Consider the following 12,420-nt stretch of genomic DNA (forward strand, 5'->3'; position numbering starts at 1 on the left):
ACACCATTTTTCAGCCCATTTAACATCCCAAAACAATAGAATTGACTTTCTTTGATCTAACTTCCGCTAAGCAAAAAGTCTATTGAATGAAAAACAGCTTCCTGGTATGCCTGATAGCATCCTTACTGTCGTCTTTCCAACTATCTGCACAGCAACACACCGATAGCTTCCCTAATCAATGGCGGGAAATCGATAGCCTGTATGCAAAAGCAGATCTGCCTAAATCAACCTTATCAAAAGTAAAAAACCTTTATAACAAGGCATATCAGCAAAAGAATGAACCCCAGATCATCAAAACACTGATCTACCAGCTCCAACTTACCTCCAGCCTCAGCGACAACGATAACAGCGCCTCTTCCCGCATCACCGGACTGCAACATGAAATCCCCAAAGCATTCAGCATCCCGCAAAAAAGCATCCTGCAAACCCTGCTGGCAAAAGAATATTCCATAGCCTACCAGGAATATAGCTGGAAAATAAGGGGACGTCAAACAATATCCAATGATACTACAGCCGACTTTACCCAATGGTCGGCCACCCGCTTTTACCAGGTCATCGACAGCCTCTGGAAAGAAGCCCTGACGCCCGCTCAGGTTTTGAAAACAACAACGATCAGCAGCTATTCTCCTGTTATAATACGCGGAACCGTTGATTCAACAATCCAGCGCGACCTCTACGACCTCTTACTCCGCGAAGCACTGGAGAGTTACCGGTTGGCCAGCGCCATATCATTCAATTTCCAACCCGGCAAAATAACAGAAGCCGCATTCCTGCCCGCTGCAACATTCGTCAATCACGATTTCACAGTATCCGGCCCTTCCGATCAGCTCTCAAAAACTTTAAAATACTACCAGCTGCTGCTAAAGCATCACTTGAATGATCCCAATCCCGCAGCGCTGCTCGATCTCGACATAGACCGTATTCAATGGGCTTTCAACCTCAGCCAGCCGTCAGACCCGCAAAGAGACAGCCTTTATCTCAATGCATTGAATGCAATAACCAGCCGCTATGATAACGAACCTGCAGCCGCCGGCGCCTACTTTCAGATAGCAAACTATTATGCGGTAAAAGCTACGGGCTATAACCCGCTCACCGATACCGCCAACCGATACTACTATAGCAGGGCCAAAGCCATCATAGAAGAACAACTGGCACGCCCGTACCCCGAAAGTCAAACCAGGACCGGCATGAGGCAATTGTTATACAGCATAACCTGCCCTAAGCTCTCAACCATCGCCGAAAAGATCAATATCCCCGGCCAGCCATTCCGCCTGTACGTTTCTTATAAAAACACCACAACCCTCTATGGCAGGCTCCTGCGCTATAACGCATCCCCCGATGCAAACCTGAAATACCAGCTGTACGAACCAGCAATAGCAGATAGCTTGCTGGCTCTGCCGGCTTATAAACAGTTTTCTCAAACACTGCCCGCTACAAACGACTATCAGAAACATAGCGTGGAAATAAAGCTCGACGCATTACCGGCTGGCAGGTACATCCTGGTAACCAGCTCCGATAGCAGCTTTTCAAAAAAACCGGAACAACTGTCGATACAACCGTTCGACGTCACAAACATCAGTTATATCTATCGCAATAACAGCTACTTTGTCCTCGACCGCGAAACAGGAAAACCACTTGCCGGATGTAATGTTCTTATTACACCCACCTATTGGGATTCCAAAACCGGTACACAAAAGGATAAGCCCACACTATCGTTTCGCACGAATGAAAACGGCTATTTCCAGCCACAGAAAATAAATGGAGCAGCTAAAACAATATTAACCTGGCATAACGATACGCTCGTCCTGGAAGCCAGCTCCTACTATGAAAACAGATCCGGGTCACCTCAACAGACTGCAGAAAATGTAAGGGTGCATTTCTTTACAGACAGAAGCATCTATCGCCCTGGTCATACTGTTTTCCTGAAAGGAATAGCAGTAACACAACGCAGCAGCAACAAACAACCTGCTATCCGCCCGGCAAACGACTCTATAAAAATTTTCCTTTATAATAGCAGTTATACGGCTATCGATTCCATTATGGTATCTACCAATACCTATGGCTCCTTCACCGCACAATTTAAACTGCCGGCCCAGGCACTTACAGGCAGTTACAACATCCTGACCCGTACATCTCAAACACTCCCTCGTGCTACATCCTATTACGGCGCCACCACCATCCAGGTCGAAGAATATAAACGCCCTAAATTCTATGTTTCATTCGATACACTCCCCGGCAGCTATAAACTAAACGATACCATTATCCTTACCGGTAAAGCAAAAGCATATACAGGTAACCCTATAGCTAATGCAAATGTAACCTATAGCATTACCCGCCAGGCACATATCCCATACCAATGGCTGATTAAAACAAACAGGCTGCCGCTTATCCAAAAGACCAATATCATCAACGGCATCGTTACTACCGATGAACAGGGCGCCTTTACCATAAAATTCCCGGCAAGCCCCAACCTCAATATCGCACGCGATATAAAGCCCGTATTCACATTCGAAGCCACTGCAGCCGTAACCGACCTCAGTGGCGAAACCAGGGAAGGTCTTAATACTATCAGTATAGGTTACACTCCTTTACAGGTAACATTGAACACTCCCGATATCGCCGACACAAAAAACTTTACACAGATCTCCGCAAGCGTCGAAAACCTTTCCGGAAAAACGATCCCGTCTAACGTAAGTATCACGGTCTTTCCCCTCGAAGCCCCGCAACGCCTTATCAGGCAAAGGTATTGGGACCAGCCCGACCAGTTTGTCATGAGCTATAACGAATATATCCGTGACTTCCCTAACGATGAATATAAAGACGAAAACAACAGGGATACATGGCCAAGAAAAACAGCCACAGTTAAAGCCGTATTCTCAACAGCCGGCAAACAGGCTTATACACTTAACCGTTCCCTTCCAGCCGGATGGTATGTCATTGAAGCAGGTGTTACAGATAACAACAACGATACTATCAAAGACATAAAATACATCCGCATCTTCGACAGATCAGCTAAAGAGCTGCCATTCGCGGACTATAACTGGAGCTATGATCCACAAGAGCGTAATTATGCACCCGGCGACTCCCTGCATTTATTAAACGGCAGCAGCGTAAATGAACGCTTTGTCATTGAATACAGGCAACAGGGGCAGAACGAACCAGCTCCCTTTAGCTATCATAAAATAAAAAAAGGACAAACAGAGCAAACCATCCGCATCCAGGACAAAGACTGCGGAGGTTTTAGAATAGCACGTGCCTTTGTGTACAACAATCGTATGTACACGACATACAATGATATCAAAGTAGCCTATCCAGGCAAAACACTGAACGTCTCTTATAAAACATTCAGGGATAAAACAACACCAGGAAGCAAAGAAACCTGGAGCATCCAGGTAAAAACAGACACCGCTACTACCGCACAGGCCGAATTATTGACAGCCATGTACGACGCCTCCCTCGATCAGTTCCGGCAGCATGCATGGGAGATACCCGATTACTGGCCCGCCTCAGGTTATTACCAGTGGAATTGGCAAAACGGCAACAACTTTGAAAGCCAGGAAAGCAGCGAACCTTATTTCCCGGCACCGGAAAACGACTTCCAGGCCTATTACAATAACCAATATAGTAAGCTCGCCACAAGCATCTCAGATTTTAACGAACTAATCGTAGGAGAAGAGATCAGCTATGCTCCTGTTACTTCATCGCACGTAAGGGGTACAGAAATGGTGAAATTCACTCCACCTGCCGTCTCTTACGATAAAGAAGTAGATAACAGATCTGCCAGGCTAAGAGGATCATTCGCAATGCCTGCACCAATGCCTGCCGGAGCGATGAAACAAGCCTCTATGGAACTGAAAACATTCTCCGCAAACAATCCGCAGGAAGCCCAAAGAGAAGCAACCCCGGATCTATCTGCTGAAAACGGCAACCCCGGAATGCCCATACAGGTAAGAAGACAATTCAACGAAACCGCATTTTTCTTCCCGCAATTATACGCCGGCAAAGAAGGTAATTACACCTTCAGCTTTACCATACCCGAAGCACTCACCCAATGGAAATGGTTAAGCCTCGCACACACGCCTTCACTGGCATTCGGCACACAGCAACAAACCATCACTACACAAAAAAGCCTGATGGCACAGGTGAACGCCCCGCGCTTCATACGCCAGGGCGACAAGCTGACACTAATAGCCACCATCAGCAACCTCGATACAACAGCACTAAGCGGCCACGTAAAACTCGAACTCCTCGATCCTGTCACATTACAAACCATAGACGCAGTCCTTGGCAATACCACAGCCAGCAGGCAATTCAACACCGCCGCAGGTCAGTCTTCGGTATTAGCATTCCCTTTAAATATTCCTGCAAACTATCAGCAGGCTATCACCTACCGCATCACTGCCGAAGCAGGAAACTTCAGCGATGGCGAAGAGAATACAATACCCGTACTGCCCAACCGCACACTGGTTACCGAAACAGTGCCATTGCAGCTAAGTGGAAATACGACGAAAAACTATCGCCTCGAAAAACTATTGCAACAACAAAGCAATACGTTAAAAACCGAATCACTGACATTACAACAACAAAGCAATACGTTAAAAACCGAATCACTGACAATAGAATACACAACCAATCCGGCATGGCAGGCCCTGCAATCACTGCCCTACCTTGTCGAATATCCTTATGAATGCGCCGAACAAACATTCAACAGGTTCTATGCAAACAGGCTGGCGCATTTCCTGATCCATCGCTCACCAACATTCAGCAACGCTTTCAGCCTCTGGCAAAAAGATACTGCCGCATTGTTGAGCAATCTTGAAAAAGAGGGATCACTAAAACAACTGCTGCTTACCGAAACCCCATGGGTGAACGAAGCAAAGAACGAAAGAGAACAAAAACAGCGGCTCGTAAAACTTTTCATAACCGATGCCAATACCAACACATCTGCGGCACTGCAACAGCTGCAACAAATGCAGCAGCAGGATGGCAGCTTCAGCTGGTTCAAAGGAGGACAGCCCGACAGGTACATTACCACGTACATCGTAACAGGCATGGGCAAACTGCAAAAACTTGGCGCCCTGTCTCTCAACAAAGGGGCGAATAACATCTGCACAGCAGCCATCGCATACATCGACAGGCAAGCTGCAGAAGAATACAAACAGCTCATCACCCGTAAAGCCGATCTTAAACAAAACCACCTCAGTTCAGGCGCCATCCAGTACCTGTATGCACGCAGCTTCTTTAAAAACATACCTTTCAAAGACAAAACAGCATACCAGTTCCTGCTTACACAGGCATCCACCTATTGGATGAAACAAAACAATTATAATAAAGCATTACTGGCAACAGTATTATATCGCAACGAAAAAGGTGCCGTAGCCAAAGACCGTATCCTGCCATCCATCCTCGAACATGCTATTGCAGACAAAGAAAACGGCATGTACTGGAAAGATCGGATCACCTGCTTCTGGCACCCCTCTCCTATAGAGCACCAGTCGGCCATCATGATGGCAGTTGCCGAGATCAGCAAAGGATATACAGCATCCAAACTAGACAGCTTCTACCGCGAAATGCGCACCTGGCTGGTCCTTAACAAGCAAACAAACAACTGGGGCACCACAACAGCTACTGCCGATGCATGTTATGCCCTGCTCGCCGACATCTCGGAATTGAACAGCGGCAGGCAGGTGACCATACAAATAGGAGATACAACTATCCAGTCGGCACAACAGTCCACCGAAGCCGGAACCGGCTATTTTTCCAAAAGAATAGAAGGCGCAGCAGTAACCCCTGCCATGGGTAATATCAAAGTAAGCACCTATGCCAAAATACCCGATGCACGTAACCAGTCCAACATCAGTTATGGAGCAATATACTGGCAGTATTTCGAAGACATGAACAAGATCACTGCCCCCGCCGGCAATCCATTATCGATAGAAAAGAAGTTGTTCCTGCAAAAAACAACTGAAAAAGAAAATACACTGGAAGACATCGCCCCAAACACAACACTGAAAAAAGGAGACAGGATAGTAGTCCAACTGGTATTAAAAGCCGACAGGGACATGGATTACGTACACCTCAAAGACATGCGCGCAGCCACCATGGAGCCCGTTGATGTACTAAGCGGCTACAAGTGGACCGAAGGCCTCGGCTACTACGAAGCCAACAACGACGCCAGCACCAGCTTCTTTATAGACCATTTACGTAAAGGAACCTATATCGTTAGCTACCCGGTATACCTTTCGCACGAAGGCACCTTTACCGCCGGCATTGCAACCGCCTCCTGTATGTATGCGCCATCCTTTAACAGCCACAGCGAAAGCAGGCAGCTGCAGGTAAAACAATAAGCAATATATCTTTGCAAACATGGAAGTAGATTATATCATCATAGGACAAGGCATCTGCGGCAGCTTTTTAAGCTGGGAACTAAGTAAGGAAGGACAAAAACTTTTGATAATAGATGAACCAAGGCCCTTCTCCTCTACCAAAGTGGCAAGCGGCGTCATCAACCCCGTTACAGGCCGCCAGGTAGTAACCACATGGCTTGCCGAAGAACTGATCCCTTTCACGTGGGACAGCTATAGCCAGCTGGGCGAACATATAGGCGAACAACTGGTAGAGCCATGCAGCATCTACGCCTTCCCGCCATCAGAACAAATGCGGGAAGCCTATAATAAAAAAATGGAAGAAGGTCCTGGTTTCGTCAAACCCCTTCCAATTGAAACAACAGAGCTGTATCACCAGTATTTCAACTTCAGGAACGGTGCAGTAGAGATCACGCCCGTATGGCTTATTCACCTGCATAAACTCCTGAAAGGCTGGCGGCAGCAACTAGCTACTTATCACACCCTTTGGGAAGAAAAGTTCGACAACACGCAATTGCAGATCCAGCCCAGCCATGTAAGCTATAAAGGCATAAAAGCAAAAAAGGTCTTCTTCTGTAATGGGATAGATACCTTTGAGCATCCGCTTTGGTCAAAGCTTCCCTACAGTTATAACAAAGGCGAAGCCCTGATAGCCGACATCCCCGGCCTTCCGTTCAAACACATCTATAAATTCGGCATCACCACCCTGGTCCCCTGGTACAATAACCTCTGGTGGGTGGGCAGCAGTTACGACAACCACTTCACCGACGACCAGCCCTCCGAAACATTCCGCAACAGGAAAATGGCAGAGCTCGAACTCCTGCTCAAATGCGACTATTCCGTCATCGACCATATCGCATCCATCAGGCCCGCCACAATAGAACGCAGGCCTTTTGCAGGCTTTCATCCACTGCACCCCACTGCCGGTATCTTCAATGGAATGGGCACCAAAGGCTGTTCCCTGGCGCCCTACCTCGCCAAACAGCTGGCAAGAGAAACGCTCTATAACGAACCGGTAATAGCGTCCGCCTCCGTGCAACGCTTTAGCGGCATCCTCAAATAAAAAAAACAGGGAGGCCTGGCAACGCTGAAATCAGGCCTTCCCCAGAGACAATAACCCAGGGAAGCCGGCTCTCCAGGTCAGCCTCTCCTCTAGTAAAACATGCGCAAACCTGCTCTCCTAATCAAGCCCTCCCTGTGCTCATAATTTAAAACTAAGCCTGTCGCAGCTTGATCAGAAATATTTGTTCGTCTCAAACAACCATCGTAATATTGCGATATGGGAGCAACAAAATCAGATCTCTTCACCAAACAGCAGAACCAGGTAGCGAATATGGCTAAAGCATTGGCACATCCTGCCCGTATTGCCATCCTGCAATACCTGGTTAAAAAGAATGCCTGTGTATGTGGCGATCTGGTAGAAGAACTGGGATTAGCACAGGCAACCACTTCACAGCATTTGAAAGAGCTGAAAACAGCCGGCCTTATTCAGGGCGCTATCGAAGGGGCGAGCGTTTGCTATTGTATCAACCCTAAAGTATGGAACCAGTACAGAGACCTGTTTGCCGGTTTCTTTAAGGAAGTGAATCTGACAGGAGAAAAATGTTGCTGACATTTTTTTTACTTACAACCATCGCAATATTGCAATTATACAATAAATAAAAAAACATGCCTACAGATCAGGAACTCAAAAACATGGTAAGGCAGAAATACAGCGAAATTGCCTTACAGGATAAAGAGGAGAATCAAGCCTCCTGCTGCGGCGCCGGCAGCTGCTCAACAGAAGTGTACAATATTATGAGCGACGATTATACCGCGCTTGAAGGCTACAATGCCAACGCCGATCTGGGTTTGGGATGCGGCCTGCCCACGCAATTCGCACAGATAAAAAAAGGCGATACGGTGATCGACCTGGGCAGCGGCGCCGGCAACGACTGCTTTATAGCCCGCCATGAAGCAGGTGAAACCGGAAAGGTCATCGGTATCGATTTCACACCTGCCATGATTCAAAAGGCCCGTTATAATGCAGAAGTACGCGGCTTTAATAACGTAGAGTTCCGGCAGGGCGACATCGAAAAGATGCCGGTGACGGCAAATACAGCTGATGTAATAGTTAGCAACTGTGTTTTAAACCTCGTACCCAATAAGGACGGCGTATTTAAAGAGATCTTCCGCGTTTTAAAGCCTGGCGGCCACTTTAGTATATCCGATATCGTGTTGGAAGGACATCTGCCCACCAACATACAACATGCTGCCGAAATGTACGCCGGCTGCGTATCCGGCGCCATTCAAAAGCAGGCATATATGGAGCTGATCGCTGCAAACGGTTTTTCCAATATCACCATACAAAAAGAAAAAGCGATCATCATACCAAACGATATTCTCTCCGGCTATTTATCATCAGAAGAAATAGCGGCATTTAAAAGCGGTAATACGGGCATTTATAGCATAACAGTATATGCAGAAAAGCCCGATGAGGCCGCAGCGCCCTGCTGTGCACCCGGCTGCTGCAATTAATAGAAAACAGGTACCTCCCATACCGCTGCTCCTGACATTCATAAATAAACAAGCCATGCAGCTTTACCCTACAATTGTGAGCTATCTCAAAGAAGCAGAAAAAGAAATAGACTTTATCCCAGCTGAAAGAAAAGATGCACTGGAAAAATTGACCGCTTTTGTAAAAGAAAGGACAGGTGCAGGTAAACCATCATATCTGGTGTTTATCTGCACCCATAATTCCCGGCGCAGCCATACCGCTCAATTGTGGGCTGCCGCTGCTGCCGCCTATTACAGCATCGATCACGTAGAAACTTATTCGGGGGGTACAGAAGTAACAGCCTTTCATCAAAACGCCATAAAAGCCCTGTCCAACGCAGGTTTTCACATAATGCCGGCTAAAAACGGCGAAAACCCGGTATATAACGTAAAGCTGGGCGATCACCTGCCCATTATCAGGTCGTTTTCAAAAAAATTCATGGACACCCCCAATCCCCAGGCAGATTTTGCGGCTATAATGACGTGCTCCAGCGCAGACCGGGGCTGCCCCTTCGTTCCCGGTGCCACAGCCAGAATTGCCATCCCGTACAACGACCCGAAAGCTTCCGACGGTACGCCACAGCAGGAGCAGGTATACGCTGAAAGAGGCAAAAACATTGCAGTTGAAATGCTCTATGTTTTTTCCGGTATAAGAAAAAGCTGAACAGTATTGAAATTATCTTAACGAATTTATTCCGCGCAGAAAGCAGTCTTATATCTTTGCACGCTAGTAAAACTTCTTGTGCTTATGAGTCAGCAAAAAGTAGAGCCCGATTACCGGATTCCACTTAGTTACCGCCGCATGGAAAACATGCATATCGTATTCTGGCTGTTTAAAGATATCAGCTGGTGTATGATCTGGAAACCGCTGGGGATTATCATGATCTTCCCCACACTTATCATCTCCATTGTCATCGCCTGGCGCACCCGCCAGCTGGTATCCGAACTCTGTCATAACCTCGCCATCTCCATCTGGATCGCCGCCAACAGCTACTGGATGATCAGCGAATTCCTCCATTTCGACGACCATATCGTTTTCGGCACCTTCACCTATAAGCACATGGCCATGATCCCGTTTTGCCTGGGCATCCTCATCCTGGCTTACTACTATCTGTACTGGAAACCAAAGAATAAAAACGAAATAGAAACCTTATAAGCCAAACCTTACTTGTTGGTTTGCACCGCTGCTTTCGAAGCAGACACCTTACCCGCCAGTAACGTAATACCAAAACCAGTGATCGCAACCAGGGCAAACGCCCAGCGCAGGTTGGCAGCTTCAGCAATATAACCGATCACAGGAGGCCCAAGCAGGAAACCTATATAACCAACTATCGACACCGCAGCTATAGCCGGACCGGGAGCCATCTTTGTATTCTTACCCGTAATACTAAACACCAGCGGCACTACGCACGATACCCCAAAACCGGTGATCAGGTACCCGATCATCCCGGTAATGAAATAAGGAAAAGCTACTACGGTGAACAATCCCAGCGCAATCAAACAGCCGCATAGCTGCAGCATCTTCTTCACGCCATGTTTGTTAACCAGCGAATCGCCCACAAACCTTCCGGCTGCCATGGCACACATATAACCGGCATAACCAATTCCTATATGCGACGGCGTTACATGAACCACTTTCTGAAAATAGATCCCACACCAGTCATACATCGTCCCTTCGCAGGCCATGCTTGCAAAAGCGATCAGGCCCAGCTTCAGCAAAGGCTTGTCGGGCAAGGCCAGCAGTGGCTTCTTGACATTGGTTTTTACATCTTCAGAAAGAGCATCGCCAAAAGAATAAAAAGTCAGTAGCAGCGTCAGCACACCTACAACCAGGAAATGCATAAAAACAGATACCTGTAATGAAAGCATCAGCCATCCTACCGCAGCACCTCCAAAGCCTGCAAGACTCCAGACGCCATGAAAAGAAGCAATGACCGACTTCTGGTACAAAGCCTGTACACCCACGGATTGTGCATTGATAGAAATATTGAGAAAGTTGCGCGAAGCGCCAAAAAGAAAAAGTAATACCACCAGCTGCCATACCTGGTTCACCAATCCCAATGCCGGCAACAGTGCAGCATATAACAACGCGCCGGCCAGCATCACAAACCGGCTGCTCACCCGCCCCAGCAACATCCCCGTGAACGGAAGCGTTAATATCAGTCCCATTGGCAACGCAAACAACACCGATCCCAGCTGCGCCTCATTTAAATGTAACTGGCTCTGCAGCGTGGGAATACGCGAAGCCCAGCTCGCAAAAGTAAAACCCGAAATAAAAAAGAAAATACTGACTGCTATCCTGATCTTTAATCGCGACGGAGCAGCATCGCCGGAAACTGATAATGACATAAAATATACCTCTCTTACATTTTTTTAGTCTGAGAAGCAAGCATCGTTGTAGCAAGGCCCAATACAGCAATCAAAGTAAACGACCAGCGCAAACTGGCAGCCTGCGCAATAAACCCAATTAACGGCGGCCCTATCAAAAAACCTAAAAACCCGATAGTGGATACCGATGCCAGCGCCATACCAGGCGTCATCGTCTTCGACTTACCCGCCAGGCCATACACCAAAGGCACCACCGACGAAACACCAATACCTACCAGCAAAAAACCAATGGTTGCCGGCACCAGGTGCGGAAATAATACCGAAGTAAGCAACCCCGTCGCAATAAGAATACCACTACCCTGTAACACCGCAGCGCTGCCCATCCGCGTTACCATCCAGTCTGCCGCAAAACGCCCGCCAGCCATCGTACTCATAAAAGCAACATACCCCAGCGTCACATATTCCTTTTCTACTTTTACCACCTTCTGAAAATATACCCCGCTCCAGTCAAACATGGTTCCCTCACATACCATACTCCCAAACGCAATCAATCCCAGTTTCAGGATAGCCGCATCCGGCACCACGAAAATGGGCTTGGGTTCGTCCGACTTTTCATCTTCAGGAAGGGTATAACGATGGGCCATCAACACCAGGAGCAATGCAGCCGTAAAAATGAGACAAAAATGTGTAAACGTCGACATATTCTTCGATACCACCAAGGCACCTATCGCCGCCCCGGTAAAACCCGCAAGGCTCCACAGTCCATGAAAAGAAGCCATAATAGACCGGCCATACAAAGCCTCCACACCAACAGCCTGCGTATTCACGGCTATATTGCACATATTACTGAACAACCCAAAAAACACAAGCCCCACAACAAGTTGCCATACCGAAGCAGTAAGCCCCAGCATCACAAGCGTCGCAGGATACATCAATGCTCCGATAAGCATCACCCGCTTACTCCCCAGGTGCGATACCAGCCAGCCCGATAAAGGCAAACTGCACATCAGTCCCACCGGTAAGGCAAATAAAACGCTCCCCAAACCCGCATCGCTTAAATGCAGTTGGGTTTTTATATCCGGAATACGGCAGGCCCAGCTGGCAAACACAAGCCCCGCTATGAAAAAGAACACACTCACCGCTATGCGGTACCCACGGTTCGCATCAATGGATAAAGAAAAATTCATGATAG

At 47.6% G+C, this 12,420-nt stretch carries 8 protein-coding genes; 6 read left to right on the top strand and 2 right to left on the bottom strand.

Features of this window, described 5'->3' with window-relative positions:
* The first annotated feature begins 86 nt into the window (after positions 1-86).
* From ESB13_RS12805 to ESB13_RS12830, 6 genes are all read left to right on the top strand, one after another.
* Entirely contained in the window at positions 87-6,347 is a 6,261-nt protein-coding gene (locus ESB13_RS12805) for an alpha-2-macroglobulin family protein (RefSeq protein WP_129003874.1), read from the top strand.
* Positions 6,348-6,366: 19 nt separating this feature from the next.
* Positions 6,367-7,428 (top strand): NAD(P)/FAD-dependent oxidoreductase, encoded by a 1,062-nt coding sequence (locus ESB13_RS12810; RefSeq protein WP_129003876.1) that lies wholly within the window; start codon positions 6,367-6,369, stop codon positions 7,426-7,428.
* Positions 7,429-7,644: 216 nt separating this feature from the next.
* A complete protein-coding gene (locus ESB13_RS12815) occupies positions 7,645-7,977 on the top strand; it encodes an ArsR/SmtB family transcription factor (protein ID WP_129003878.1) in 333 nt (110 codons plus the stop codon).
* A gap of 56 nt (positions 7,978-8,033) precedes the next feature.
* A complete protein-coding gene (locus ESB13_RS12820; protein ID WP_129003880.1) occupies positions 8,034-8,882 on the top strand; it encodes an arsenite methyltransferase in 849 nt (282 codons plus the stop codon).
* 55 nt (positions 8,883-8,937) lie between these two features.
* Positions 8,938-9,564 (top strand): low molecular weight phosphatase family protein, encoded by a 627-nt coding sequence (locus ESB13_RS12825; protein ID WP_129003882.1) that lies wholly within the window; start codon positions 8,938-8,940, stop codon positions 9,562-9,564.
* Positions 9,565-9,648: 84 nt separating this feature from the next.
* On the top strand, positions 9,649-10,056 hold the full coding sequence (locus tag ESB13_RS12830) for a hypothetical protein (protein WP_246022532.1): 408 nt from the start codon (positions 9,649-9,651) through the stop codon (positions 10,054-10,056).
* Between the two features lie 8 nt (positions 10,057-10,064).
* Here the strand turns inward: ESB13_RS12830 and ESB13_RS12835 are convergent, their stop codons facing one another.
* The gene (locus ESB13_RS12835) at positions 10,065-11,249 is read right to left on the bottom strand and encodes an MFS transporter (protein WP_129003884.1); all 1,185 of its coding nucleotides are present in this window, start codon (positions 11,247-11,249) and stop codon (positions 10,065-10,067) included.
* 14 nt (positions 11,250-11,263) lie between these two features.
* Entirely contained in the window at positions 11,264-12,415 is a 1,152-nt protein-coding gene (locus ESB13_RS12840) for an MFS transporter (protein WP_129003886.1), read from the bottom strand.
* Positions 12,416-12,420 lie beyond the last annotated feature (5 nt).

This window comes from Filimonas effusa (assembly GCF_004118675.1).
Taxonomy (GTDB): domain Bacteria; phylum Bacteroidota; class Bacteroidia; order Chitinophagales; family Chitinophagaceae; genus Filimonas; species Filimonas effusa.

Excerpts from the sequence above, each read along its gene's own strand:
- ESB13_RS12805 (WP_129003874.1), top strand. The coding sequence starts at position 87 with ATGAAAAACAGCTTCCTGGTATGCCTGATAGCATCCTTACTGTCGTCT.
- ESB13_RS12810 (WP_129003876.1), top strand. The coding sequence starts at position 6,367 with ATGGAAGTAGATTATATCATCATAGGACAAGGCATCTGCGGCAGCTTT.
- ESB13_RS12815 (WP_129003878.1), top strand. The coding sequence starts at position 7,645 with ATGGGAGCAACAAAATCAGATCTCTTCACCAAACAGCAGAACCAGGTA.
- ESB13_RS12820 (WP_129003880.1), top strand. The coding sequence starts at position 8,034 with ATGCCTACAGATCAGGAACTCAAAAACATGGTAAGGCAGAAATACAGC.
- ESB13_RS12825 (WP_129003882.1), top strand. The coding sequence starts at position 8,938 with ATGCAGCTTTACCCTACAATTGTGAGCTATCTCAAAGAAGCAGAAAAA.
- ESB13_RS12830 (WP_246022532.1), top strand. The coding sequence starts at position 9,649 with ATGAGTCAGCAAAAAGTAGAGCCCGATTACCGGATTCCACTTAGTTAC.
- ESB13_RS12835 (WP_129003884.1), bottom strand. The coding sequence starts at position 11,249 with ATGTCATTATCAGTTTCCGGCGATGCTGCTCCGTCGCGATTAAAGATC.
- ESB13_RS12840 (WP_129003886.1), bottom strand. The coding sequence starts at position 12,415 with ATGAATTTTTCTTTATCCATTGATGCGAACCGTGGGTACCGCATAGCG.